The sequence below is a fragment of the Rhizobium sp. USDA 4016 genome (assembly GCF_056279705.1).
Genome location: NZ_JBWCCY010000004.1, coordinates 3,654,141 through 3,679,080 on the forward strand (window position 1 = coordinate 3,654,141; position 24,940 = coordinate 3,679,080).

Genomic DNA, 24,940 nt, shown 5'->3' on the forward strand with positions numbered 1-24,940 from the left:
CTTGATACCTCTGCGAGATGGCAGATGTTACGCTATCTATGATCGCGTTCCATCGCCCAGGAGGAAAGAGTGTCGTTCCGATCTGCCGCCATCCTGTTCGCGCTGCTGGCTCTCGCTGCACCTGCTGTCTCGAATGCCCAGGAGCGGCCCGGCGTCTTGAAGCTGTTGCCGTCCGATTCCGTGACCCAGCATGAACAGAACATCGGCGGGCGCAGGCTGACCTATACGGCGACGGCGGGCACGCTCGATCTCTTCGGGCAGAACGGCGCTCGCACCGGCGCGATATTCTACACCGCCTATACCGCCAAGGAGGGTGCGGCCAACCGGCCGATTACCTTCGCTTTCAACGGCGGTCCGGGCGCGGCTTCCGCATTTTTGCACCTTGGGCTCGTCGGGCCGCGCATATTGGATTTCGGTCCCCAGGCCCGGGACGGCGCAAATGCGAAGCTCGTCGACAATCCGCAGAGCTGGCTCGATTTCACCGATCTCGTGCTGATCGATCCGATCGGCACAGGATGGAGCCGCACGGCGAAGGCCGACGACGCTTCGAACTATTACAACGTCAACGCCGATGCGCAGAGCATTGCAAAGGCGATCGCGCTTTATGTCGCGCACAACAATCGCTCTGGCTCACCAAAATATCTTCTCGGCGAAAGCTATGGCGGTTTCCGTGCCGCGAAGGTCGCCGCTGCCCTTCGGCAAAGCCAAGGCATCATCATCGCCGGCGCGGTCATGCTCTCGCCCTTGCTTGAGGGCCAGCTGATGTTCAATGCAGACCGGTTTGCGCTTGGAGCTGCTCTGGAGTTCCCGTCCCTCGCCGCCGCTGAAGCCGAGCGCCGCAAGACCTTTGACGAAGAAGCGCAAAGAGACGCGGAGAAGTTCGCGCTCGGCGAGTATCTGACGACCTTGGCCGGACCAGCACCGGCGGGGGACGCTGCGAAGGCATTCTATGGCAAGGTCTCGACGATGACCGGCATTCCCGAAGACGTCGTCACCCGAAACCGCGGCTTCCTGGGCAATGCCTTTGCCAAGAATTCCGCCAAGCAGCAAGGCGAGGTGATGAGCCCCTACGATGCCTCGTTCGCAACGCCCGACCCTTATCCGGGTTCAGACTCCGATCGTGGCGATGATGCGGTGCTCGACGGATTTACCCGCGCTTATGGCGGCGCTTTTGCCGATTACGCACGCAACGAACTCGGCTTCAGGACCGAGATGACCTATACGCTGCTCGAAAGCGACGTCAGCCGTCAGTGGGAATGGGGCGGTGGACACGGCAGCGGATCACGGCTGCAGGCGAGCATAACGGACGACATCCGCGAGCTACTGGGTTCCAATCCAGGCTTTCATTTGCTGATCGCACATGGCTACAGCGATATCGTCACGCCCTATGGGGTCAGCCGCTATGTCGTGGACCATCTGCCTGAAAGCCTGACGCGAGGCCGTGTAAGCCTGGACGTCTATCGCGGCGGCCATATGTTCTACACCAATGCGCAGGCGCGGGCCGCTTTTACCGCTGATGCCAAGGCCTTCTATGGCCAGCATCCGGCGGCGCAGATAGCCGAATGAGGAGCAGATGTACGTTACCGGGGGATGCCATTGCGGCGCGATTGCCTATGAGGCCGAGATCGATCCGGAGCGCGTCAGCATCTGTCATTGCACGGATTGCCAGCGGCTGACGGGGACGGCCTATCGCGTCAGCACGGTTGCGCGACAGGAAGATTTCCGGCTTCTCCGCGGTACGCCGAAAACCTATGTCAAGCATGGCGAAAGCGGAGCATACAGCCGGCAATTCTTCTGTCCGGATTGCGGCTCGCATCTCTATCGCATGGGAGAGGACAACGCCTTCGTCGGCATCCGCGTCGGCACGATCAATGAGCGGGCCGATCTGTCGCCGCGCAAGCAGATCTGGTGCCGCTCTGCGCTGCCCTGGACCGGCAATATCGAAGCCCTGCCGCGCTTCGAAACGGAAAGTTAGGGTTGCCTGAAGCGGGGCCTGACATAGATAGAGCCTCATGTCATACCAGAAGCAGTCTCTCAGCGCCTCGAAACCGGATGCGGTTTCAGGGGAAGACTCTATTCTCGCTGTTCTCTCCGCCGAGCCGGAAAAATGGGCTCTCTTCATGGACATCGACGGGACCTTGCTCGAGTTAGCCGAAACGCCAGACGACATCGTCGTTCCACCGTCGCTGCCTGCAAATCTCGACGCCTTGGCGACAAGGCTCGGAGGTGCGCTGGCCCTGGTGACCGGCCGGGGGCTCGACTATGCCGACCAGCTTTTTTCGCCGTTCCACTTTCCGATCGCCGGACTTCACGGTGCCGAGCGGCGCGACCCGGACGGAAGCGTGCGCAAAGCCGAAGTAACAGCGCAATTCGAGAGGCTGAAGGCGGATCTCACCGCCGAGACTGCAGGTTGGGCGGGGGTTCTGATCGAGGATAAGGGAGCGGCGGTCGCCGCACATTATCGGCTTGCACCGGGCAGGGAGCTCGAACTCGAACCATTGATGGAACAGGCGCTTAGTCGAGCCGGACCGAACTGGACGATCCAGCACGGCAAGATGGTGATCGAAATTCGTCCGGCCAGCGCCGACAAGGGCAACGCGGTCGAAGCCTTTCTCGCACATCCGGTCTTTGCCGGCAGACGCGCCATTGCGATCGGGGACGACGTGACCGACGAAGCGATGTTTCGCACGGTCAACCGGCTTGGCGGCCATTCGATCCGCGTCGGGCCGCTTTCGCCTGCGAGCGAAGCGCGCGGCTCCATCCCCTCTGCCGAAGCTCTGCGCGGCATCATTGCGGCATTGGCCTCGTGATGATTTGAGCGCCCGACGTATTTCATTGCATGAAAGGAACTGGCATGAGCCGTCTCGTCATTGTTTCCAATCGCGTGCCCGTTCCCGACAAGGGCGGCATTGCGCCCGCCGGCGGGCTGGCGGTCGCCCTAAAGGCAGCCCTTGAAGAGCGCGGCGGCATATGGATGGGCTGGTCGGGAAAGTCGAGCGGCGAGCATGAGCCGCAGCCGCTTGCACGGCTGCAGCAAGGCAACATCACCTATGCACTGACGGATCTGACCGATACCGATGTGGAAGAATACTATCACGGCTTTGCCAACCGCGTTCTCTGGCCGATCTGCCACTACCGTCTGGATCTCGCCGAATACGGCCGCAAGGAGATGGCCGGCTATTTCCGCGTCAACCGTTTTTTCGCCCATCGGCTGGCGCCGCTGATCGAACCCGATGACCTCATCTGGGTGCACGACTACCACCTGATCCCGCTCGCCGCGGAACTGCGTCAAATGGGCCTGAAGAACCGCATCGGTTTCTTCCTCCATATTCCATGGCCGCCTGCGGACGTGCTCTTCACAATGCCGGTTCACGAGCAGATCATGCGCGGCCTCTCGCACTACGATGTTGTCGGCTTTCAGACGGATCACGACCTTGAGAATTTCGCCGGCTGTCTCAGACGGGAAGGCATCGGCGACGAACTCGGCGAAGGCCGCTACAGCTCCCACGGCCGGACTTTCAAGGGCGGCGCCTATGCGATCAGCATCGAGACTGCAGCCTTTGCCGAATTCGCCCAAAGGGCCGCGACCAACAGCATGGTCAAAAAAGCGCGTCTAAGCATCGAAGGCCGCAGCCTGATCATCGGCGTCGACCGCCTAGATTATTCCAAGGGAATCACGCAGCGCATCGACGCTTTCGAGCGCTTCATCCTGGCCAACCCGGCACAGCAGGGGCGTGTCACCTATCTGCAGATCACTCCGAAGTCCCGCTCCGAAGTGCCTGAATACGAAGCCATGCAACGCACCGTGGCCGAGCAGGCCGGCAGGGTGAACGGCGCTCTCAGCGCCGTCGATTGGGTGCCGATACGCTATATCAACCGCTCCGTGGGACGCCACATTCTCGCTGGGCTCTACCGGCTCGGCAAAGTCGGCTTGGTGACGCCGCTCCGGGACGGGATGAACCTTGTCGCGAAGGAATATGTGGCTGCACAAAACCCGGACGATCCGGGCGTGCTCGTGCTTTCGCGCTTCGCCGGTGCTGCCCGCGAGCTGAAAGGCTCCCTGCTGGTCAACCCCTACGACATCGAGGGTACGGCAAACGCGATGGCGAGGGCGCTCAGTATGCCGCTGGAAGAGCGGAAAGAGCGCTGGCAGATGATGATGGACCATTTGCTCGAACACGATGTTTCGCGCTGGTGCCGGGATTTTCTCAAAGATCTTGCGCCTTGAGCGCGTCTATGCCGGCCTCGGAGATCAGCCAGGCGGCAAGCCGATCAGTCTCCGCGCTCTGCGCTTTGGGCGGCACAAGCCAGTAGCCACGGTCCGTGGCCTCCAACATCGGTCCGGCTGTAACCAGCATACGTGACGCGAGCAGCGAATCGACCAGACCCATCCAGCCGATCGCCAGCCCCTGCTCGCCGATCGCAGCCTGCACGACAAGCGAATATGTGTTGAAACTGAGCTCGCCCTGCCCTACCGCCGCATCACGATTGATGCCGAGCTCGGCGAGGTAGGTCTTCCAATCGAACCACGGCGACGGTGCGCGCGTATCGAGATGCAGAAGACGCGCGCTGGCAATCTCGAACGGATCGAAGAAGGGGCCGTTTCGATCCAGAAAGCCTTGGGTGCAAATCGGGACGACCTTTTCCGGCAGAAGTAGCGTCGCGTTGCTGCCGAATTCCTGCCGCGTTCCGAAGACGACGGCAATGTCGCCATCCGGCGGGCCATGCTCCATGCGCTGCGTCGCGACGATCTGGATGTCCATTTCGGGATAAAGCAGGCGGAAGGTATGCATACGTGGGATCAGCCAGAGCGATGAGAAGGCGTAATCCGTCCTCAGCCTGATCGCCGGACGCTCGGATTGGCTGCGAAAACTGCGCACCAACATGTCGATATCGTCAACCGTACGAGAGGTGACGTCGAAAAGCCTGCGGCCTTCCGACGTCAATTCGACACCGCGGTGCTGCCGCTGAAGGAGGCTGACGCCCATGTGCTCTTCCAGGCGGCGGATCTGATAGCTGACAGCAGGCTGGGTCAGGCCGAGAGTTCCGGCCGCAGACGAGAGACTGCCCATTTTCCCCACCGCGGCAAATACGCGAACCCATCCAAGGTCAATTGGTCGCTCTGCCATAAGAAATCCTTTGATCACCCATTGAAAAAAGCCAGCTTCACAAGGGGAACTAACCTGATGTTCAATAAATTGCTCGAATAACAGGGGAACTGCAATGGAAAGAATTCGTCCACGAACCGGTTCGCTGCCAGCCTCCTCTTCTTCCTCCTCTCCGGTGCCGCTTCCCGCTGCATGGCAAAAGGCAAATCCAAAAGGCCATCGATCCGTGGCTCTCCGGCGTCACCACGCTCGACGGGAAGCCTGCTGCTGATACGGTGAAAAGCTCGCTCGGCCTCTAATATCCAAGGACAAACGAATGATGGCGCGCCCGAATATCCTCATCCTCATGGTCGACCAGTTCAACGGAACGCTGTTTCCGGACGGACCGGCCGAATTTCTTCACGCGCCGCATCTGAAGGCATTGGCGGAGCGTTCCGTGCGTTTCGCCAACACCTATACGGCAAGCCCGCTCTGCGCTCCGGCGCGAGCCTCCTTCATGTCGGGCCAGCTCCCCAGCCGGACACGCGTCTATGACAATGCCGCGGAATTTGCCTCCGACATCCCGACTTACGCGCACCATCTGCGGGCCGCCGGATATCAGACAGCGCTTTCCGGCAAGATGCATTTCGTCGGGCCAGATCAACTTCACGGCTTCGAAGAGCGGCTGACGACCGATATCTATCCCGCCGATTTCGGCTGGACGCCCGACTATACGAAACCCGGCGAGCGCATCGACTGGTGGTATCACAACCTTGGTTCGGTCACCGGCGCCGGCGCCGCCGAAATCACCAACCAGATGGAATATGACGACGAGGTTGCCTACCACGCGACCCGCAAACTCTACGATCTTTCGCGCCGGCAGGACGAGCGTCCATGGTGTCTGACCGTCAGCTTCACGCACCCGCACGACCCTTACGTGGCACGGCGGAAATTCTTTGATCTCTACGAAGACTGCCCGGCGCTCGACCCTAAGGTCGGACCAATCCCGTTCGATGAGCTCGATCCGCATTCGCAGCGCCTGCTCGAAGCCTGCGACTACAAGGCTTTCGACATTACGCCCGAACACATCCGCCGCGCGCGAAGGGGCTACTTCGCCAGTATCTCTTATGTGGACGAGAAAATCGGCGAGATCCTCGACGTGCTCGAGCGCGGACGGATGGCGGAAAACACCATCATCCTGTTTGTCTCCGACCACGGCGACATGCTCGGCGAACGCGGGCTGTGGTTCAAGATGTGCTTCTTCGACGGTTCGGCGCGGGTACCGCTGATGATTGCCGCACCCGGCTGGAAGGCAACGCGAATCGATCAGCCGATTTCAACGCTGGACGTAACGCCAACGCTGGCCGGACTTGCCGGTCTCGACATAAGCTCGCTCAAGAAATGGACCGACGGCGAGGATCTGGCCCCCCTCGCCACGGGCACCGGCAGTCGCGGCCCGGTGCCGATGGAATATGCTGCGGAAGGCTCGATCGCGCCGCTCGTCTGCCTGCGCGACAGGCGCTACAAGCTGTCGCTCTGCGAAAAAGACCCGCCGATGCTCTTCGACCTCGATGCCGATCCGCACGAGCTCAAGAACCTCGCTACGGACCCGGCCCATACCGCGACGCTCAAGGCATTGACCGAACAGGCAAATAGACGCTGGAACCTCGCACAATACGACCAATCCGTGCGGGAAAGCCAGGCACGCCGCTGGGTCGTTTATGCAGCGCTGCGCAATGGCGCCTATTATCCCTGGGACTACCAGCCGCTGCAGAAGGCCTCGGAGCGCTATATGCGCAACCACATGGACCTTAACGTTCTGGAAGAGAACCAGCGATATCCGCGCGGGGAATGACCCGCGCGGATAATTTTGCAAGGCATCAGGCTGCGTGCTTCAGATAGCCGAGCGCGTCCTTGAGGGTGACATGGCCACGAAAGCCACCTGTGCTTTCAGCCTGTTCTTCGTGTTCGATCGCCAGGGCAAAGCGCACTGCTTGATTTTCCTGCAGCCTCTCATAGAGGCTGTTCAGTGCCGGGAATTGCTTGCGATCCACGACCTTGTGGAAGTCGTTCCAACGTGCGATGCCGGCGAAATAGGCGTCGGCAAGGCTGGGTCCTTTGCCAAGCAGCCACTTGCGGCCGGCAAGAAGTTGCTCGAGTTCCCTATGGACCTTCTCGACCTTGGCAACGCCATAAGCGGTCAGCGCCTTCCTGGCATCCGGCTCCAGCTCATGCTCGATCGTGTACCAGAGCGGGCTGAAGGCGTTGAAAAAGCTGGTATTGAGATAGGCGAGCATCTGATTCAGCCTATCGAACTCGGCGCTGCCCTGTGCAAAGCCGAGACCCTTGCGGATGTGGCCGGAAGCGATGTGGTTGAGGATTGCCATGCTCTCGCTGATGACACGGCCATCGCCAAGCATGAGCGAAGGTGTTTCGCCGATCGCGTTGATCCGCCCATAGTCTTTGCTCGAGACGACTTCCGGCATCTCGATGCGGCACAGGTGATAGGGCTCGCCTGACCATTCGAGTGCGACAATGGAGGCAAAAGAGCAGCCTTCCGGCACTCCGTAAAACAAAATCGGAGACATTCGTCGTTCCTTTCGGGATTGAACTGATTTCACGATCAGAATATCGTTTTGTGGACGATTGCCGAACAGCCGCTCAAAATGCACATCAAAGTCTATAAATCTGGAAGATTGAATTGAGCTCCTTTAACCTCAACGATCTCAACCTTTTCGTTCACGCAGTCGAAGGCGGCAGCTTCACCGCCGCTGGACGGCGCCTCGGCGTTCCCAAATCGACGGTGAGCAAGCGTGTTGCGGAACTGGAGGCTAAGCTGGGCGCGCGACTGATCCAGCGCACCTCGCGCAGCTTTTCACTCACGGATTTGGGACGCGATTTCTTCGAGCACGCGCAGGCATCCGTCATCGAAGCGGAGATGGCGGAAAGCATTGTCCGGTCGCGTCTCGGCGAGCCGAGCGGCACCGTGCGCATCACGGCCTCGGTGCCGACTTCGCAGTTCATGCTGGCCGAGCATCTGCCGGACCTGGCGCTCCGATATCCGAAGCTTAAAGTCTTTCTGCATGTCACCGATCGCTTCGTCGATATCGTACAAGAGGGCTTCGACATCGCAGTACGCAGCCATCAGCTGCCGCTTGCCGATTCAAGCCTCGTGCAGCGCAAATTGGCAGAGCATGAATTTCTTCTGGTCGCCGCGCCATCCTATGTCGACAGGCACGGGGCTCCACAAAGGCCGGAGGATCTCGTGGCGCATGCTGCCGTCATGCCCAGCCTCACCGAGACGGCCTGGCGGCTTTTCTCGGCCACAGGGGACGAAACGCTGGTCAAGCCACCGCCGGTGATGGCGGCCGACGAACCTTTCGTCCTGCTGAGAGCCGCGGCGGCGGGAATGGGAATCACCATTCTTCCGACTTCCGTCTGCCGAGAGGCAATAGAGCAAGGGCGGTTGATCCGTATCCTGCCAGAATGGACGGCGGGCAACATCACGACAACGGTGCTCCTCCCGCATCGGCGCGGCCAACTGCCATCAGTGCGCGCCGTGGTGGAGTTCATAGGCGAGCGGCTGGGTCAGCCATGACCCGACCGATCATAGGTGTGCGAAAAGCCCCTGCTTCAGCGCCGCGATGCGGTCTTCATTGCGCCGATAGAAGATCCATTGCTTTATACGTTTTGCGTGTACCAGCTCCGCCTGCACCAATATACGCATATGTTCGCTAAGCGTTGCCGGTGTTATGCCCAGCTTTTCGGCGATGAGCACGGCGCAGACACCGTCGTCCTCTAGGTCGCCATCCACCTGAGGCAAGAAATGCTCCCGCGGCTCTTTCAACCATTCGAGAACGACGAGGCGTCGTTCATTGGCGAGGGCTTTCAAAATATCAACATCTTGCATTTCGTTATTTTGCCAAGTAACGAAATATTGTCAATCCATGGAGAGCCAGCATGCCGATCGCCCTTTCTGCCGAACGCATTGCCGAAATCGAAGGGCGGATCCGCCCCCATATCCGTCGCACACCCGTGATGTGCGTCGACATGCAGGATTTCGGCGGAGCGCCGCTCAAGGTCGATCTCAAGCTCGAATGTCTGCAGCATTCCGGCTCCTTCAAGGCACGCGGCGCCTTTTCCCACCTCCTTACGCGGCAGGTGCCCGCAGCCGGCATCGTGGCAGCCTCCGGCGGCAACCACGGCGCGGCCGTTGCCTATGCCGCATCGCGGCTTGGCGTGCCGGCCACCATCTTCGTGCCGAGCGTCACCTCGCCTGCCAAGGCGGAGAAAATCCGCGCCTACGGCGCCAATCTGGTCATCGGCGGCGAGCGTTACGCCGATGCGCTCGCGGCGAGCGAGACCCATGAGCGGGCAAGCGGCGCGCTTGCCATACATGCCTATGACCAGGCGGAGACGCTGCTCGGTCAGGGAACGCTCGGCAAGGAGATCGAGGAGGACATGCCGGACATCACCACATTGCTGGTCGCGGTCGGCGGCGGCGGATTGGTCGGCGGCATCGCCGCCTGGTTTCGCGGCCGGGTGAAGATCATCGCCGTGGAATCCGATGGAGCGCCGACCCTCTACGAGGCCTTCAGGGCGGGTAAACCAGTGGATGCTCCGGCAGGGGGCATTGCGGCAGATTCGCTCGCCCCGAAACGGGTTGGTGAACTGATGTTTCCTCTCGCGCAGCAATTCGTGCAGCCGCCGGTGCTGGTAACGGACGATGAAATCCGTGCTGCTCAGAAAACCCTATGGGAAGGGGCGAGGGTCGTTGCCGAGCCCGGAGGTGCGGCGGCATTCGCAGCCGTGCTTTCCGGCAAATATGTTCCGGTACGGAACGAACGCGTCTGCGTCTTGGTCTGCGGCGCCAACACGGCGGCCGTGAAATTCGACTGACTATTCCGGCGGCAACGGCACAGAGGGCCACCCGTCCGTGACTTGCGCCTGTACCGGCCGCTCGAGATACGTGGAAAGCGCGACATAGCTGCGCGTGCCGCTGACGCCCGGCACGGAATGAATCTGGCCGAGGAGAAATTCGAGCGCCTGCGGATTTTCCAACCGCACCTTGAGGATCATGCTGGCATCCCCGGCGACCGAGTGCATCTCCTCCACCTCCGGAAACCGGCTGATCTGCATCAGCCGTGCGCTCTTGCCCCAACCCGCCGCCTCCACATGCACGAAGGCCAACAGCGGCTTGCCGACTGCTGTGCCATCAAGCCGGGCGACCACATCCCGGATGACACCGGACCGCTTCAGCCGCTTGACCCGTTCGTGCACCGACGGCGCAGAAAGCCCTACCTTCTCTCCCAGCACGGCGTAGCTCTGACCCGCATCGGCGGCGAGAGCTGCTAATATCTTTCGGTCGAACGGATCGAGGGAGGCCCTCTCCCGCCGCTTTTGCCGAATGCCGTCTGTATTTTCCATCCGTTCCTACTCCTGCATTTTCCAGCCGAACTTTATTCGGCAAAATAGCGACAAAGCCATATGAAATTCCAGAGGAGCAGAAATGGAAATGATCGTTCGCAATCCGCACGACGGCATCTACACCGCCACGTCCGATTACGTGCATGCCATGGAGGTGCGCCAGCCTGACCGCCTTGTCTTCGTTAGCGGAACGATGGGCCTTGATGAGGCTGGTGCAGCCGGCGTCGATCTAGACTCCCAACTCCAACTGATCTGGTCGAACCTCAGGCGAATTCTGGCAGAGGCACAAATGACCGCAGACAACATCGTGCGGCTGACCAGCTACCTGCGCGATGCATCCTTTGCCGAGGCAAACCAGAATGCGCGGGTGGCGGCGCTCGGAGCGCGTCGGGTGCCCACAACAGCCATCGTCGTCGAAACGCTGCGGGAGGACTGGCTGGTCGAAATCGAGATTATTGCCGCCGCGTAATTGGAAATCACGCCGCTTTGGCGACGTGATACTCCTTGATTGCAACCATCTTGATTGCCGGATAGCGCTCCGCCTCGTAGCGCAGCGAGAAGCTGTCCTGCGCCAAGAACACCGGGTCGCCGTCGAGATCGCGGGCGATATCCCCGCGTTTGACCGTCAGGAACTTTTCGAGTTCTGCCGGCTGCTCGGCCGATACCCAACGGCAGACTGAGAAGCGCGACATTTCGAAGGAGACCGGCAGGCCGTACTCCGCCTGCAGGCGTTCCTTCAACACATCGAGCTGCAGGGCACCGACAACGCCGACGATCGCCGGCGAACCATCTTCCGGGGAAAAGAGCTGGACGACCCCTTCCTCGGCCATCTGCTGCAGGGCCTCCTTCAGCTTCTTCGCCTTCATCGCGTCTTCAAGACGGACACGACGGAGAATTTCCGGCGAGAAGTTAGGCACGCCCTGGAACACCAGCGCTTCGCCTTCCGTCAGCGTATCGCCGATGCGCAGCGTGCCGTGGTTCGGAATACCGACGACGTCGCCCGCATAGGCGGTATCGGCGAGCTGTCTTTGCGAGGCAAAGAAGAACTGCGGCGCTGTGAGACCCAGTTGCTTGCCCGTGCGCGCGAGGCGTGCCTTCATGCCGCGTTCCAGCTTGCCGGAGCAGATGCGGGCGAAGGCGATGCGGTCGCGGTGGTTGGGGTCCATATTGGCCTGGATCTTGAAGACGAAGGCCGTCATCTTGTCTTCGCTTGCATGCACCTTGCGGGTATCGGCTATCTGGTCGCGCGGCGGCGGGGCGAATTCACCGAGCGCGTTGATGAGATCGCGGACACCGTAATTGCGGAGCGCCGAGCCGAAGAAGACCGGCGTCATGTGACCCTCGAGGAAAGCCTTGCGGTCGAAGGGACGGCAAGCCTCCATCGCCAGTTCCGTCTCGTCGATGAAGGCAACCCGCTCGTTTTCCGGCAACCGATCAGCGACGCTCTGAGGTCCGTTGACCGGCGTTGCTTCCACTTCCGTATCTGAACCGCGCACAGTGTTCGTGGCCAGGTGATATGAGCCACAGAACGTTTTGGAGCGGCCGATCGGCCAGGTGATCGGCGCGGTGTCGAGCGCCAGTTTCTCCTCCACCTCATCCAGGATTTCGAACGGATCGCGGCTTTCGCGGTCCATCTTGTTGATGAAGGTGATGATCGGGATATCGCGCATGCGGCAGACTTCGAAGAGCTTCAGCGTACGCGGCTCGATGCCTTTGGCGGCGTCGATCACCATGACGGCGGCGTCGACAGCTGTCAGCGTGCGATAGGTATCGTCCGCGAAGTCTTCGTGGCCGGGCGTGTCGAGAATGTTAAAGACGTTGTCGTCATATTCGAAGGTCATGACGGAGGTCACTACAGAGATGCCGCGCTCGCGCTCGATCTTCATCCAGTCCGACCGGGTCTGGATGCGATCCTTCTTCGCCTTGACTTCACCGGCGAGCTGAATTGCGCCGCCGAAAAGAAGCAGCTTTTCGGTGAGCGTGGTTTTGCCCGCGTCCGGGTGCGCGATAATAGCGAATGTGCGGCGGCGAGAAACCGCCTCGGCGAGACTTTCGGCCATGATGTGAATCCTGTGGAATTGCGGCGTATCTAGCGATTAAAGCCCGCCAATGCAATTGACCTTGGGCCTCCCGGCGCAAAGTAATGTCGCATGACCATTCACAACGACATCCGTCCGCAGCTCAACCTTGTCCGTTTGCCCAATGGCGAAGGTCTTGACCTGCCCTCCTATGAGACGAGCGGTGCTGCGGGCATGGACCTTCGGGCGGCCGTTGCCGATAACGAGCCGATGACGCTCGCGCCCGGCAAGCGCGCGCTGGTGCCGACCGGCTTCATCTTCGAAATTCCGGATGGCTACGAAGCGCAAGTTCGGCCCCGTTCCGGCCTCGCTTTCAAGCACGGCATCACCTGCCTCAACACTCCCGGCACGATCGACAGCGACTACCGCGGCGAAGTGAAGGTGCTGCTCGTCAATCTCGGCGATGAGCCATTCGAAATCACGCGCGGCATGCGCATCGCGCAGATGGTGATCGCGCCGGTCACTCAGGTGCGCGTTGCAGAGATCACCGAAAGCAGCACCACGGCACGCGGCGCCGGCGGCTTCGGATCGACCGGCGTTTGAGCAAGTCGTTCGATAGTGCCGGGCTGACCTTTCGTCAGGACTATTTCGACGATCGGGCAGCATGGGCAGCGCTCGTCTCTCTCCTCGACGATACATTCGGCATCGATATCGGGCCGCTGCAGCAGCTCGGTGGCCCGGATCCGACAAGCATGCCTTTCGGCTGGTTTGCCGCCGACGACACGCTAGCCGCCAATCTATCCGCCTTTGCCATGCCACTCGTCGTCAACGGCCGGCAGATCAACGCGGCTGCCTTCCAATCCGGCGCCGTTCGCCCGCCATGGCGCGGACGCGGGCTTTACCGCGACGTGACGTGTAAGGCGCTTGAATGGTGCGAGAGTCGGCAGTTCGAGGCTATCGTGCTCTATACCGACAAGCCTTTGCTCTACGAACCTTACGGCTTCCGCAGCCTGCCGATGCACCGCTACTGCGGGGCAGCACCGAAACCACATTCCGCGGGAAAACCTGCCCGAGAGCTCGATCCATGGAATAAGGCCGATCTCGCTTTGCTGAAGGAGGCGCTGAAGACGCGGGCACCGGTTTCGGATGTGCTGGCCGTTTCGGGCAATGCGGCGATGTTTCTCGTAAATACCCAACTCGATCCCGAGGTTCGTTTGAGCTGGCTCGACGCGGAGAAAGCCGTCATCGCGTGGAAAGCCGGAGAGGCTGGCCGCTTCGGCCTGCTCGACGTCGTCGGTACGGAAATTCCGCCGCTTGCCGTCATCCTCGGCAGGCTCGGCGAAGGGCCTGAACAGGTCGACGTCTTCTTTTCGCCGGACAAGCTTGACTGGCGCGGAGAGGCTCTCGCCTCCGACAGCGGTACGGCCTTCATGGTCCGCAGTACGACCGATCTCGCGCCTGCGTCGCCGGCGATGCTCTCGCCGATGGCGGACTTCTAGACAGAACGGTTCGCGAGGCATCCATTCAGCGGCTCGAAAGCGGCGGCAGGCGGCGTTTGACGGGGGAAGCCTTGATCATCGAGGTGTTGGTCTCAGCCTTTTCGGCCACCTTGTCCAGAATACCGTCGAGTTCTCCCATCGAGCGGACGACGAGGCGGGCGATAAAGCAATCGTCGCCGGTCACCTTGTCGCATTCGATGAATTCAGGCGTCTCCTGGATGATGCGCTCGACGACATGCAACTGTCCCGGCAGCGGCCGGACGCGGACGATTGCCTGTAGCGGATAGCCGAGGGCAGCCGGATCGATATCGATCGTGAAGGCCGTGACGATGCCGCGCTCCTCCAGCCTTCGCAGCCGTTCCGCCGCGCTTGGCGACGAGAGGTTGGCCACCTGCGCCAGCTCTTTTAGCGAAATACGCGCGTTCTGCGCCAGCGCATCGAGGAGACGCTGGTCGACGCTGTCCAGGCGAGATGCTTCGTTAGCCGTCAAAGCGAGTTTACCTTTCATTATTAGGAGAAATTCGACTATCGCGCATTGTAGATTATAGAGATTGGCATCCAAACACAATAATCTCCAAGGCACAAAGGAGATCGCGATGCAGAACGATATAGGCAAAGGCACGGTTGAGATGACGGCAGCAATGGTAATTTCGGGAACGATCGGCTGGTTCGTCGTCATGTCCGGCCAGCCTGTGAGCGGAGTTGTTTTCTGGCGTTGCCTGTTTGGGGCTGCGAGCCTTCTTGTCATCTGCGGCGCGCTCGGATTCTTGAAGCCCGGCATTCTCTCGCCGAGAACCTTTGGCATCGCGGTGCTCGGCGGGATCGCCATCGTGGCGAACTGGCTGCTGCTTTTCGCCTCGTATTCGCACGCATCGATCTCGATCGCGACCACCGTCTACAATACCCAACCTTTCATGCTGCTGGCGCTCGGCGCCGCATTCCTCGGCGAGAAGATCACTTTGGCGAAACTCTTTTGGCTGGCGCTCGCCTTTGCCGGCATGGTGGCGATTATCGAAGCCAAACCTGAGGCCGGCGGCATTTCAGGCAGCTACGGGCTGGGTATTGCGCTGGCACTTGGGGCGGCCTTCTTCTATGCGCTGGCGGCACTTGCTGCAAAGTGGCTGAAGGGCACGCCGCCGCACCTGATCGCGCTCATTCAGGTTTCGACCGGCATTCTCATGCTGGCGCCGGTGACCGACTTTTCGGACCTGCCTACAACGGCCGGATCGTGGTGCATTCTGGTGGCGATGGGCGTCGTCCATACCGGCGTGATGTATGTACTGCTCTACGGCGCAATCCAGAAGCTGCCGACACATCTCACCGGCGCACTTTCCTTCATTTACCCGATCGTCGCGATCGCAGTGGACGGCCTCGCTTTTGGTCGCGCACTGCAGCCATTGCAGATCCTCGGTGCGGCAATCATCCTTGTTGCGGCAGCGGGAATGAATCTCGGCTGGACGCCTGGGCGTTGGCTGCGGCCTATCCGAAATTGATCGCCGCTGCCTGTGCAAGCCGGATTTCGTGGCTGCCGGCATCGAACTCGTCGAGCACGGCATTGTGGTGGGCAATGATCTGTTCGAAGCGGAGTTCGCCCATGTCGGCCGTCATATGTCCATCAGACATCAGCGTTACATCGTAGCCGAGCGAAACGGCGCGCCGCGCGGTGGTATCGACGCAGAACTGGGTCATGCAGCCGCCGACCACCAGCCTGGTGATACCTTTCTCCTTGAGGCGCGCTTGGAGATCGGTTTCGAAGAACGAGTCGCAGCTGCGCTTGTGAACGACGATCTCGCGATCTTGAGGCGCAATCTCGTCGCGCAACTGCCAGCCTTCGCTGCCTTCCGCAAGACGGTGGGATGCGTGTCCGTCATGCTGGACGATGACGACCGGTGCATTCACCGCGCGGGCCCTTTGGAGAACCTCTGCGAGACGCGCCACCGTTTCGTCCAGCGTCTTGTCGATCAAAGGCTGGCGCGCGGTGCTTGCGAGGCCTTTCAAGATGGCATTCTGAACATCGATCAGCAGCAGTCCGGTTGTCATCGGCTTTCTCCAATGAAAGAACACAAGGGACAAACACCTCGCTTTGGCGGCTTTTCCTTGGGTTCGGTTATGGTTTGATCGGCTTTTTGCCGATCGGCTAAATCTCTTCCTTCCGCTGGACAGGTTGTTTCCGTCCTTCGGTTCTCGAACCATGCTCCAATGCGTGACCCTGATGCCCCGTGGCTTCGGTCACAGAATGGCGTTCGGCTCCCGGCTTCCCATTCTCCTCGAAGAGCGCAGCCCAGTCCTGCCGGGCTCGCTAAGCATTCATCAGGACAACCGGGATATCGTCGACGCGCCTTCCATGGGGCGGCGTTCACCGCGCCGCTCGTAAGCGCACTGGTCACGCAGGATCTGGAAAGCGATCGTCAAAAGCTTGCGCGCAATGGCAACACGCGCCTTGTTTACTCCTCTGAACTTCAGATGCTCGTATTGGGCCCGAAGCTGCGCATCAGTGGCGATGGTGGGAGAAACCGCCTCGACGACCGCCCAGCGTAGCCACTTGTTGCCCTGCTTGATGATCTTGCCGTGGAAGGTCTTGCCGCCGGAAGAATAGGTCGACGGCACCAGACCGGCATAGGCGGCAAGCTTCTTCGGTGTGGGGAACCGCGATATGTCGTCGATCTCAGCATCGATCAGCCGGGCGAAGAACTCGCCAATGCCGGGGATCGTCTTCAACAGCTTCACATTGGTATTGGCCTTGGTCATTGCCCGGATCGTTGCTTCCGACTGCTTGATCCGCACGTCGATGTCGCCGATGAAGTCGAGACCGCGGTCGATCTGGATGCGGTCGATCTCCGAGACCTTGACCTGCGCCAGCTGAATGCGGCCGGCCTTGCCGAACAGATCGCCGAGTTTCTTCAATTGCGCCGTCTGCTCCGGATAGCGATCAAACACCGTGACGATGCGGTTCTTCGTCATCGTCCGCAGCCGCACGTAAAACATCCGCTCGCGCAGCGCGATGCGCAGTTCTCTTGCTCGTTCGCCAGGAGCCCAGGCCTCCGGCACCAGGTCGGCTCGCAGCAGATGCGCCAGTACCGTCGCGTCGATCTTGTCGGTCTTGATCTTGGCGTCAGCGATCGCCTTGACCTTCAACGGATGGGCGAGGACGACATCATCACAAATGTCGTCGAGCCAGTCGTACATCACCATCCAGTTGCGCGTCGCCTCGACAACCGCATGCGAATTCTCACGGTATCGCTCCAGAAACCCGCCCAGCGACTGGCGATCGTTCTTCACCCGGCCGGATCTCAGCGTCTTGCCGCTGCTGTCCTGCACCACCAGATGGCTATAGGATTTGTGGTAGTCGACGCCGATATGGTGATCATAAGAGGCAGTCATGCTTCCAACTCCCTTATTGAGATTTTCCGAACCCCAGTAAGGTAAGCCGAAAGGCTGGAAGTGTGACTGTCCCTCGATCATCGACTGCATCTCAGTGATCCGTTCTCTCAGCGGGCGCGGCCTCTTTCATGCCATCTCCCTTTCGGCGCACTTCTATCTGATTCGAGCGTGTGACTTCATCTTGAAAGCGGGCCGTAGCATCAGTAAGAGAAGCTGCCTGAGGAGAGCAAAGATGACCGTTGCAGCCCTGCTTGCCTATAGCGGCGCCCTTTTTATCGCTGCGATCATTCCCGGACCCGGCATCACCGCGATCGTCGCCCGCGCGCTCGGCTCGAATTTTCGCGAGACCTTCTTCATGGGTCTCGGCCTTGTTCTCGGCGACATCACGTACCTGACGGCGGTGATCCTCGGCCTTGCATTCGTGGCGCAGACCTTCACCGGAATATTCCTCATCATCAAATTCGCCGGCGTGCTTTACCTCTGCTACATTGCCTACAAGCTTTGGACGGCAGGTCTTTTGCCGCAGGATATTACCGCGCGCAGATCGAGCAGCATCGGCATATCCTTCCTGTCCGGCCTTCTGGTGACGCTCGGCAACCCGAAGACGATGCTCTTTTACGTCGCCCTCGTGCCGACACTAATCGACATCAACCACATCGGCCCTCGAGAATACGGCATACTTTTAGTCGCAACCTTCGTTGTGCTGCTTTTGGTTTTGATCCCTTACATGCTGCTTGCGTCGCGCGCCCGCACGATGCTGAAACAGCCGCGCGCGCTGCAAGCGCTCAACAGGGTTGCGGCGAGCATCCTGGCCGGAACCGCAGCCTTTATCGCTGCACGCGCAGCCTGAAAAAATCATTCGGCAAAGCACCGTTTCCAAACGATTTATTCTCTCGGACGACGCTTCCGTGGATCAAGCCCCTCTGGCCTGCTTCGGCCTTTGACCCTATTCTCTCGCGCAACAATCATTAAGGGAGCGCACCATGTCGAGAAAACCGGGCCGCGGCCGCATCTACTCGTCGATCACGGAAACCATCGGAGATACTCCGATCGTCCGCCTCGACAAGCTGGCCAAGGAAAAGGGCGTGAAGGCCAATCTGCTCGCCAAGCTCGAATTCTTCAATCCGATTGCTTCCGTCAAGGACCGCATCGGCGTCGCCATGATCGAGAGCCTCGAAGCGCAAGGCAAAATTTCCCCTGGCAGGACGACGCTCATCGAGCCGACCTCCGGCAATACCGGCATCGCGCTCGCTTTTGCGGCCGCCGCCAAGGGCTACAAGCTGATTCTCACCATGCCGGAAACCATGTCGGTCGAGCGCCGCAAGATGTTGGCGCTGCTCGGCGCCGAACTCGTATTGACCGAGGGGCCGCGGGGGATGAAGGGCGCAATCGCCAAGGCGGAAGAACTTGCCGCAACGCTTCCCGACGCCATCATCCCGCAACAGTTCGAGAATCCGGCAAACCCGGAAATACACCGCAAGACGACGGCCGAGGAAATCTGGAACGATACGGAAGGTGCCGTCGACATCCTCGTTTCCGGCATCGGCACCGGCGGCACGATCACCGGCGCCGGCCAGGTTCTGAAGTCGAAGAAGCCGGGCATCAGGGTAATCGCCGTGGAGCCCGAGGAATCTCCGGTTCTTTCCGGCGGTCAGCCCGGGCCGCACAAGATCCAGGGCATCGGCGCCGGCTTTGCCCCGGCCATCCTCGATACGAAGATTTATGACGAAGTCGTCACGATCAACAGCGCGCAGGCGATGGAAACGGCGCGTTTGGTCGCCAGGCTTGAAGGCGTTCCGGTCGGCATTTCGTCAGGGGCGGCACTGGCGGCGGCAATCAAGATCGGCAGCCGCGAGGAAAATGACGGCAAGAACATCGTCGTCATCATCCCATCCTTCGCCGAGCGCTATCTTTCGACTGCCCTCTTTGAGGGTCTCGGAAACTGATTTTCGGAGGGTAATCGGGGCGCTTCGGCGCCCCTTTCTCCGTCAGGCCGCCGCCTCAGCCGTTCGCCGGCAATACGATAGGAATTGCTTCCGCGCCACCTTGAGTACGCGGTGATCGCCGAGTACCCGGTGATCGCCGCAGGCCCGAAAACCGCATGAAGGCGGGGCTGATCGGAAATCTCATTGTTCCACTCCTCTTTTTTTCGTTGAGTGGAACATGATCGACCCGTTACAGCAGCTATTCAGGGGCCGCCTCAGGGACGACTGAACGGTTTACCTTCCTCATCCTTACGGTTCAGCCGCTCGACCAACTCCTCGGCATCCTCTTCGGTGAGCATATCCATGACCACCCCATCGATAACGACCGCCTGTCCGGTGACTGCATCGACTACCGTCCAGTAGATGTTTAAGTTCTTGCGATGGCTATACCGCGCGGTTGCCATGACGTGTTCCTTTGGGCGTGGCGAGGCCTTGGCCTTCCTCTTCCCCTTCCGCGTCTCGATTCCCTTCTCTTGGGCGTTAAGGATAAATTCAAGGTTGCTCGCGGTATCGTGGGGTAACCGATCGAGAACCGCTCCGTCCGTTTCCGCAGCCTTTCCTTCGCGGTAGTCTATGACACGCCAAGTGCCGTCGGAGTTCTCCTCTAAGCCGTACCGCTTGTAGGGCATTGGTTCGCCTTCGGTTACCTTATTTCCACTAAACGCGGACCCCGGAGTGTTTGTTGCAGATACTCGAGACCCCATCGATATACAGCACGCGCGGCGCCCCCCGGCACCGCTTCGATATGCCTTACAATTCAAGATAACCGTTTGAAAAAGATCAATAAAGTTCTTCAAATCTGCGAATGATGCTTGTTTCTTTGCATTGCCCGCCACACTTGCGCCTCCCACAAGTGTTTAAAGGTGTCGACCTCCTCAGCACAATGAATGCCGTTTCCGCGCCGCTATCGGCAGGGAAAATCAAGTCCTTCCCCCCCGCATTTGCGCCGATTGCTGCCTGAGGCGCGCCGGCAACGCGTGCAATCGTGCCGTCGAGATTGAGTTCGCCGAGCGCGACCAAATCGGCAAGCGCATCCGCCGGCATGGCGCCGAGCGCCGCCATCAGGCCAAGAGCAATCGGCAGGTCGAAGTGCGAGCTTCCTTTGGGAGATCGGCAACACAATAAAGGAACAAATTCACGTCTCTGCTGCAGTCAGGTTGTAGGGGAACACAAGCCGGAACACCCTATGGGCGCTTGCGCTCAATCGCATCCCAGAGAAGGCTTGCGATATCAGCGCCGCCGAACTTGCGGACCTCGCGAATTCCGGTCGGCGAGGTGACGTTGATTTCGGTCATGTAGTCGCCGATGACATCGATGCCAACGAGCAGAAAGCCGCGTTCCCTGAGCGCCGGGCCGATGCGTTGGCAGATTTCCTTTTCACGCGCCGTGAGTTCGGTCGCTTCCGCGCGGCCGCCGACATGCATGTTGGAGCGGCTGTCGTGGTCGGCAGGAACCCGGTTGATCGCGCCTGCCGGCTCGCCGTCAACCAGGATGATGCGCTTGTCGCCCTTGCGGACATCGGGAAGATACTGCTGGGCGATAAAGGGTTCGCGGAAGAGCTGGCCGAACATTTCGAGCAGCGAGGACAGGTTGCGGTCGTCCCTCGTCGAGTGGAAGACGCCGGCACCGCCGTTTCCGTAAAGCGGCTTCAAGATGATATCGCCCATCTCGTCGCGGAAGCGGCGGACCTCGGCCGCATCCTTGGTGATCAGTGTCTTCGGCATGAGATCGGCAAATTCGGTGACGAAGATCTTCTCCGGCGAATTGCGCACCCAGGCCGGATCATTGACAACGAGCGTCTTCGGGTGAATGCGTTCCAAGAGATGCGTGGAGGTGATGTAGGCCATGTCGAAGGGCGGATCCTGCCGGAGCAGCACGACATCCATGGTCGAAAGATCGACCCGTTCGGGCGCACCGAGCTCGAAATGATCGCCCTTCATGTCACGCAGCAGCATCGGTTCGACGGAAGCGTAAAGCTTGCCGTCGCGGAGGCTCAGCCGCTCAGGCGTATAATGGAAAAGCTTGTAGCCTCGGGCTTGGGCCTCAAGACTCATGGCGAAGGTAGAATCGCCTGCAATGTTGATGCCTGCGACATGGTCCATCTGGACCGCTACGTTCTTGATATTGGCCATTTCCGTCCCTCAGTGAGTGCCGGACAGATGTAGGTCGCAAGCAAAGCAAACGCAACGGTCAATCAAGGACTTCCAGGTGCGGGCATCAAGGATTTCAGGCCGCGAGACCCTGCTGGCCGCTGCTGCGCAACAGGTTGCGAAGCCGATAGAGGATTGCCACAGGCCTGGGGAAGGGCTTGCGCAGAAAAGCGACCTTGCGGACGTAGTTGTCCACCCGCCAGTTCGCCCATGTGCCGCCCGCGAAGAACGCAACGTCGCCGGCGCGCAGCGTGCGTTCCGTTCCGTCTTCGGCGGTGACGTGCACCTCGCCTTCGAGGATCATCACCGTCTCGTCCCAGCCGAAGAACCAGCGGAACTCGCCGGCTGTGCAATCCCAGATCGCCGTGAGCGATGCGTCGTCATGACCGCGGGAATGTTCGGCCGTGCGCGCCTGCGGGTTGCCATCGACGATCCAGTCAGGATTGATCGGCGTCGATTTCATCGGCAGGTGGTCGCTGGAGTGTGCGACGAAATTCCTGCCGCGTGTTGGCGCGACCGCGTACGGCAGCGAACGCGCAGCCATTGCGACTGCGCTTGCGAGCATGAGCTTCACGGCCATGGAACCCCCCAAATTTGCTACCCCATTCATTGCGGAATAGCAGAGAGTCGTAACAGAGGCGTTCAAGCGGCCGCTAAAATTTTAGCAGTCCATTCAAACCTCTACGATATGGCGTCTGCGACTGCCGGATGATGAGCAGTGATCGCAGCACCGGCACCGATGCGCTTGCCGATATCATGCGCGAAGAAATGCAGCTTTTGCGGCGTGATCACGAAACGCAGTTCCGGTGCCAGCGCCGTTTCCGGGAGACGACCGCCCTCAGCGGCTGTTCGCCCGTAAGGCCATGCACGAGCCGCTGCGAGCCGAGTTCTTCGACATATTCCACAATCAGGCATCGCATATTCATTTGAACCTGCCAGCCGCAGATCCTCGGTACGAATGCCGACGTCACAGCGCCGGAAAGACATGGCCGACCTATCTTTCGCCGGCTAATGGTCGTAGCTATCGCCCATCCTTGGCCTTCATATCAAGCAAGCGCTGGTAGAGTTCCTTGCGCGGCAATCCGGTGACGCGTGCTGCTTCGGCGGCTGCCTTTGCCGTCGGCATGGAAGTCGCAAGGTCGGCAAGGATGGCCCCCACATCCGCTTCGTCCGCCGGCCGCTCTTCCGGTGGGCCGACGACGAGCACGATCTCGCCCTTCACATTGTGGATTTCAGCATAATGCGCGGCAAGCTCCGCGAGCGTGCCGCGGCGGAACTCCTCATATGTCTTCGTCAGTTCGCGGCAAACGGACGCCCTACGGGTAGGCCCGAGCACGTCGGCGGCAGCAGCCAACGTCGCGCCGATCCGGTGGGGCGATTCAAAGAAGAGGAGCGTCGCTGGAGCGGCGACAAATTCCGCCAGCCGGTCGCGCCGCGCCTTGTCCTTCGCTGGGAGGAACCCCGCAAACAAAAAGGCGTCGTTCGGCAGGCCCGAGCCGACAAGCGCGGCAAGCGGCGCCGATGCTCCCGGAATGGGCACGACACGGTAACCTGCTTCGATCGCCGACTGTGCAAGGCGATAGCCGGGGTCAGAGACAAGCGGCGTCCCGGCATCGGAGACAAGTGCAACTGACCTGCCCGCCTCCAGAGCCTGCAGCAATCGCGGACCCGCCTCATCGGCATTGTGCTCATGATAGGCAAAGGGCCGGTTCTGAATGCCGTATCGGTCGAGCAGAACGCGGGTCACGCGCGTATCCTCGCAGGCGAGCACATCGGCACCCGCCAGCGTTTCCAGTGCCCGCAACGTGATATCGCCCAGATTGCCGATCGGCGTAGCGACAAGATAAAGCGCCGCTTCCAGCGGGCGGGCCGGGATGGCGACATTGTGCAGGCGATAGCCGCGCTGCCTTCCGCCCTGGCCCGCTGTTTCCTCATTATTCAATTTCGATGGCTCCTTTGGCTCTCTGCCTTTATGCGCGGGGGTTTGGCCCGCAGCAAGTGTTCGGATTTCTGTGAGCATTGTCCCGGAAAACGGCAATTGCAGTGCTGCTGCGTCTCGCACCCCTTGCATTCGTCAACAAAGTTCTGCCATTTTGCCTGTCCACTCCTCCGGCCCGGAGCCGGACAGCATCTTCCGGCGCGTTTTGCGCGCTGGGGCAGTAACGGTCGAAAGCGGTAGCATCCCATGCGTATAACTATTGAGCGGTCAAACCTTTTGAAGTCGCTGAACCACGTTCACCGCGTGGTCGAACGTCGCAACACGATCCCGATCCTGTCCAATATCATGCTGCGCGCCGATGGCCAGAAGCTCGACATGAAGGCGACCGACCTCGATCTCGAAGTGACCGAAGCCACGCCCGCCAATGTCGAGCAGGGCGGCGCCACAACGGTTCCGGCGCATCTCCTTTACGACATTGTGCGCAAACTGCCGGACGGTTCGGAAGTTCTTTTGGCAACCTCGACGGATGGCGGCTCGATGGCTGTCCAGTCCGGCCGCTCGAAATTCTCGCTGCAGTGCCTGCCGGAATCCGATTTCCCGGATCTCACCGCCGGCACGTTCACGCATTCCTTCAAGCTGAAGGCAGCCGATCTCAAGATGCTGATCGACCGCACGCAGTTTGCGATCTCGACCGAAGAAACGCGCTACTATCTGAACGGCATATTCTTCCACACGATCGAAAGCGAGGGCGACTTGAAGCTGCGCGCGGTAGCGACCGACGGCCACCGCCTCGCACGTGCCGACGTGAAGGCGCCCTCCGGCTCCGAAGGCATGCCTGGCATCATCATTCCGCGCAAGACGGTCGGTGAACTCCAGAAGCTCGTCGACAATCCCGATGCGGTGGTCACCGTCGAAGTCTCAGATGCCAAAATCCGCCTCGGCATCGACTCGATCGTCATGACCTCCAAGCTCATCGATGGCACCTTTCCGGATTACCAGCGTGTGATCCCCACCGGCAACGACAAGGAAATGCGCGTCGATTGCACGACATTCGCCCAGGCTGTCGACCGCGTTTCGACGATTTCTTCCGAGCGCGGTCGCGCCGTGAAGCTCGCACTATCAGACGGCCAGCTTCTGCTCACCGTCAACAATCCGGATTCTGGCAGCGCGACGGAAGAAGTCGCCGTCGGTTACGACACAGATTCGATGGAAATCGGTTTCAATGCCAAATATCTGCTCGACATCACGGCGCAGCTTTCCGGCGATCAGGCGATTTTTCTGCTTGCCGATGCAGGCTCGCCGACGCTCATTCGCGATACCGCCGGCGATGATGCACTTTACGTTCTGATGCCGATGCGCGTGTAAACGCACGTCGCATTTGCAGCGGTAAAGTTTGCCGATTGCGACGTTTGGTCTTGTTTTTGCGCCAGAGGATGGCAAATAGATAGCTAGCG

Annotated in this window: 27 protein-coding genes and 2 pseudogenes; 15 read left to right on the forward strand and 14 right to left on the reverse strand. The window is 60.3% G+C overall.

The features are described 5' to 3' along the window. Positions 1-69: 69 nt before the first annotated feature. The 4 genes from ACZ9DP_RS33830 to otsA are packed head-to-tail and all read left to right on the forward strand — an operon-like array spanning position 70 to position 4,228. Positions 70-1,566 carry a S10 family peptidase gene (locus ACZ9DP_RS33830; RefSeq protein WP_476204953.1) on the forward strand — a complete coding sequence of 499 codons (1,497 nt, stop codon included), beginning with the start codon at positions 70-72 and terminating at the stop codon, positions 1,564-1,566. A gap of 7 nt (positions 1,567-1,573) precedes the next feature. Further along, the gene (locus tag ACZ9DP_RS33835; protein ID WP_476204954.1) at positions 1,574-1,975 is read left to right on the forward strand and encodes a GFA family protein; all 402 of its coding nucleotides are present in this window, start codon (positions 1,574-1,576) and stop codon (positions 1,973-1,975) included. A gap of 37 nt (positions 1,976-2,012) precedes the next feature. Then, entirely contained in the window at positions 2,013-2,810 is a 798-nt protein-coding gene (gene otsB, locus ACZ9DP_RS33840; RefSeq protein ID WP_476204955.1) for a trehalose-phosphatase, read from the forward strand. 44 nt (positions 2,811-2,854) lie between these two features. Further along, positions 2,855-4,228 (forward strand): alpha,alpha-trehalose-phosphate synthase (UDP-forming), encoded by a 1,374-nt coding sequence (gene otsA, locus ACZ9DP_RS33845; protein WP_194728734.1) that lies wholly within the window; start codon positions 2,855-2,857, stop codon positions 4,226-4,228. On the opposite strand, the gene ACZ9DP_RS33850 is transcribed toward otsA, so the two are convergent. Further along, entirely contained in the window at positions 4,209-5,129 is a 921-nt protein-coding gene (locus ACZ9DP_RS33850) for a choline sulfate utilization transcriptional regulator (RefSeq protein WP_476204957.1), read from the reverse strand. The two genes, otsA and ACZ9DP_RS33850, sit on opposite strands and share 20 nt — an antisense overlap. A gap of 169 nt (positions 5,130-5,298) precedes the next feature. Between ACZ9DP_RS33850 and ACZ9DP_RS33855 the strand changes: the two are divergent. Then, positions 5,299-5,407 (forward strand): annotated as a pseudogene (locus tag ACZ9DP_RS33855) (glycine/betaine ABC transporter substrate-binding protein); the annotation flags it as partial. A gap of 20 nt (positions 5,408-5,427) precedes the next feature. Next, positions 5,428-6,942 carry a choline-sulfatase gene (gene betC, locus ACZ9DP_RS33860; protein WP_372415148.1) on the forward strand — a complete coding sequence of 505 codons (1,515 nt, stop codon included), beginning with the start codon at positions 5,428-5,430 and terminating at the stop codon, positions 6,940-6,942. Between the two features lie 25 nt (positions 6,943-6,967). Here betC and ACZ9DP_RS33865 read toward each other — a convergent pair whose 3' ends face one another. Beyond that, complete coding sequence (locus ACZ9DP_RS33865; RefSeq protein WP_476204958.1) at positions 6,968-7,675, reverse strand: glutathione S-transferase family protein; 708 nt, start codon at positions 7,673-7,675, stop codon at positions 6,968-6,970. Positions 7,676-7,788: 113 nt separating this feature from the next. Here ACZ9DP_RS33865 and ACZ9DP_RS33870 point away from each other — a divergent pair, with 113 nt between their 5' ends. Next, positions 7,789-8,685 carry a LysR substrate-binding domain-containing protein gene (locus ACZ9DP_RS33870; RefSeq protein ID WP_194728731.1) on the forward strand — a complete coding sequence of 299 codons (897 nt, stop codon included), beginning with the start codon at positions 7,789-7,791 and terminating at the stop codon, positions 8,683-8,685. Between the two features lie 9 nt (positions 8,686-8,694). Here the strand turns inward: ACZ9DP_RS33870 and ACZ9DP_RS33875 are convergent, their stop codons facing one another. Further along, a complete protein-coding gene (locus tag ACZ9DP_RS33875) occupies positions 8,695-8,997 on the reverse strand; it encodes an ArsR/SmtB family transcription factor (RefSeq protein WP_074066386.1) in 303 nt (100 codons plus the stop codon). A gap of 50 nt (positions 8,998-9,047) precedes the next feature. Here ACZ9DP_RS33875 and ACZ9DP_RS33880 point away from each other — a divergent pair, with 50 nt between their 5' ends. Further along, positions 9,048-9,986 (forward strand): threonine/serine dehydratase, encoded by a 939-nt coding sequence (locus ACZ9DP_RS33880; protein WP_476204960.1) that lies wholly within the window; start codon positions 9,048-9,050, stop codon positions 9,984-9,986. Here ACZ9DP_RS33880 and ACZ9DP_RS33885 read toward each other — a convergent pair whose 3' ends face one another. After that, the gene (locus tag ACZ9DP_RS33885) at positions 9,987-10,514 is read right to left on the reverse strand and encodes an Lrp/AsnC family transcriptional regulator (RefSeq protein WP_476204962.1); all 528 of its coding nucleotides are present in this window, start codon (positions 10,512-10,514) and stop codon (positions 9,987-9,989) included. A gap of 82 nt (positions 10,515-10,596) precedes the next feature. Here ACZ9DP_RS33885 and ACZ9DP_RS33890 point away from each other — a divergent pair, with 82 nt between their 5' ends. Next, on the forward strand, positions 10,597-10,983 hold the full coding sequence (locus tag ACZ9DP_RS33890; protein WP_074066383.1) for a RidA family protein: 387 nt from the start codon (positions 10,597-10,599) through the stop codon (positions 10,981-10,983). A gap of 7 nt (positions 10,984-10,990) precedes the next feature. Here ACZ9DP_RS33890 and ACZ9DP_RS33895 read toward each other — a convergent pair whose 3' ends face one another. Beyond that, positions 10,991-12,574 carry a peptide chain release factor 3 gene (locus tag ACZ9DP_RS33895; RefSeq protein WP_194728729.1) on the reverse strand — a complete coding sequence of 528 codons (1,584 nt, stop codon included), beginning with the start codon at positions 12,572-12,574 and terminating at the stop codon, positions 10,991-10,993. Positions 12,575-12,664: 90 nt separating this feature from the next. Between ACZ9DP_RS33895 and dut the strand changes: the two genes are divergently transcribed. Further along, positions 12,665-13,135 carry a dUTP diphosphatase gene (dut, locus tag ACZ9DP_RS33900; protein ID WP_074066381.1) on the forward strand — a complete coding sequence of 157 codons (471 nt, stop codon included), beginning with the start codon at positions 12,665-12,667 and terminating at the stop codon, positions 13,133-13,135. Beyond that, positions 13,132-14,031 (forward strand): GNAT family N-acetyltransferase, encoded by a 900-nt coding sequence (locus tag ACZ9DP_RS33905; protein ID WP_476204964.1) that lies wholly within the window; start codon positions 13,132-13,134, stop codon positions 14,029-14,031. The genes dut and ACZ9DP_RS33905 overlap by 4 nt, the downstream gene beginning before the upstream one ends. A gap of 25 nt (positions 14,032-14,056) precedes the next feature. On the opposite strand, the gene ACZ9DP_RS33910 is transcribed toward ACZ9DP_RS33905, so the two are convergent. After that, positions 14,057-14,521 (reverse strand): Lrp/AsnC family transcriptional regulator, encoded by a 465-nt coding sequence (locus ACZ9DP_RS33910; RefSeq protein WP_476204966.1) that lies wholly within the window; start codon positions 14,519-14,521, stop codon positions 14,057-14,059. Between the two features lie 106 nt (positions 14,522-14,627). Here ACZ9DP_RS33910 and ACZ9DP_RS33915 point away from each other — a divergent pair, with 106 nt between their 5' ends. Further along, the gene (locus tag ACZ9DP_RS33915; protein WP_194728727.1) at positions 14,628-15,524 is read left to right on the forward strand and encodes a DMT family transporter; all 897 of its coding nucleotides are present in this window, start codon (positions 14,628-14,630) and stop codon (positions 15,522-15,524) included. Here the strand turns inward: ACZ9DP_RS33915 and ACZ9DP_RS33920 are convergent. Both ACZ9DP_RS33920 and ACZ9DP_RS33925 read right to left on the reverse strand, forming a co-directional pair. Then, entirely contained in the window at positions 15,511-16,071 is a 561-nt protein-coding gene (locus ACZ9DP_RS33920; RefSeq protein ID WP_476204967.1) for a cysteine hydrolase family protein, read from the reverse strand. The two genes, ACZ9DP_RS33915 and ACZ9DP_RS33920, sit on opposite strands and share 14 nt — an antisense overlap. 270 nt (positions 16,072-16,341) lie before the next feature. Then, the gene (locus ACZ9DP_RS33925) at positions 16,342-17,412 is read right to left on the reverse strand and encodes an IS110 family RNA-guided transposase (RefSeq protein WP_476204968.1); all 1,071 of its coding nucleotides are present in this window, start codon (positions 17,410-17,412) and stop codon (positions 16,342-16,344) included. A 232-nt stretch (positions 17,413-17,644) separates the two neighbouring features. On the opposite strand from ACZ9DP_RS33925, the gene ACZ9DP_RS33930 reads away from it, so the two are divergent. Continuing rightward, the gene (locus ACZ9DP_RS33930) at positions 17,645-18,262 is read left to right on the forward strand and encodes a LysE family translocator (protein WP_283070427.1); all 618 of its coding nucleotides are present in this window, start codon (positions 17,645-17,647) and stop codon (positions 18,260-18,262) included. 133 nt (positions 18,263-18,395) lie between these two features. Further along, complete coding sequence (cysK, locus tag ACZ9DP_RS33935; RefSeq protein WP_039843657.1) at positions 18,396-19,358, forward strand: cysteine synthase A; 963 nt, start codon at positions 18,396-18,398, stop codon at positions 19,356-19,358. 254 nt (positions 19,359-19,612) lie between these two features. Here the strand turns inward: cysK and ACZ9DP_RS33940 are convergent, their stop codons facing one another. The 6 genes and pseudogenes from ACZ9DP_RS33940 to rsmI all read right to left on the reverse strand — a co-directional run bounded on the left by ACZ9DP_RS33940 (position 19,613) and on the right by rsmI (position 23,489). Continuing rightward, the gene (locus ACZ9DP_RS33940; RefSeq protein ID WP_338112275.1) at positions 19,613-20,026 is read right to left on the reverse strand and encodes a hypothetical protein; all 414 of its coding nucleotides are present in this window, start codon (positions 20,024-20,026) and stop codon (positions 19,613-19,615) included. A 256-nt stretch (positions 20,027-20,282) separates the two neighbouring features. After that, positions 20,283-20,540 (reverse strand): annotated as a pseudogene (locus ACZ9DP_RS33945) (magnesium chelatase domain-containing protein); the annotation flags it as partial. Between the two features lie 41 nt (positions 20,541-20,581). Continuing rightward, complete coding sequence (gene gshB, locus ACZ9DP_RS33950) at positions 20,582-21,529, reverse strand: glutathione synthase (protein WP_074066376.1); 948 nt, start codon at positions 21,527-21,529, stop codon at positions 20,582-20,584. A gap of 94 nt (positions 21,530-21,623) precedes the next feature. Further along, positions 21,624-22,127 (reverse strand): cupin domain-containing protein, encoded by a 504-nt coding sequence (locus ACZ9DP_RS33955; protein WP_074066375.1) that lies wholly within the window; start codon positions 22,125-22,127, stop codon positions 21,624-21,626. 208 nt (positions 22,128-22,335) lie between these two features. Continuing rightward, positions 22,336-22,473 carry a hypothetical protein gene (locus ACZ9DP_RS33960; RefSeq protein ID WP_476204969.1) on the reverse strand — a complete coding sequence of 46 codons (138 nt, stop codon included), beginning with the start codon at positions 22,471-22,473 and terminating at the stop codon, positions 22,336-22,338. 95 nt (positions 22,474-22,568) lie between these two features. Then, positions 22,569-23,489 carry a 16S rRNA (cytidine(1402)-2'-O)-methyltransferase gene (gene rsmI, locus ACZ9DP_RS33965; RefSeq protein ID WP_476204970.1) on the reverse strand — a complete coding sequence of 307 codons (921 nt, stop codon included), beginning with the start codon at positions 23,487-23,489 and terminating at the stop codon, positions 22,569-22,571. A gap of 243 nt (positions 23,490-23,732) precedes the next feature. Here rsmI and dnaN point away from each other — a divergent pair, with 243 nt between their 5' ends. Then, on the forward strand, positions 23,733-24,851 hold the full coding sequence (gene dnaN / locus ACZ9DP_RS33970; protein WP_074066373.1) for a DNA polymerase III subunit beta: 1,119 nt from the start codon (positions 23,733-23,735) through the stop codon (positions 24,849-24,851). Positions 24,852-24,940: the final 89 nt, after the last annotated feature.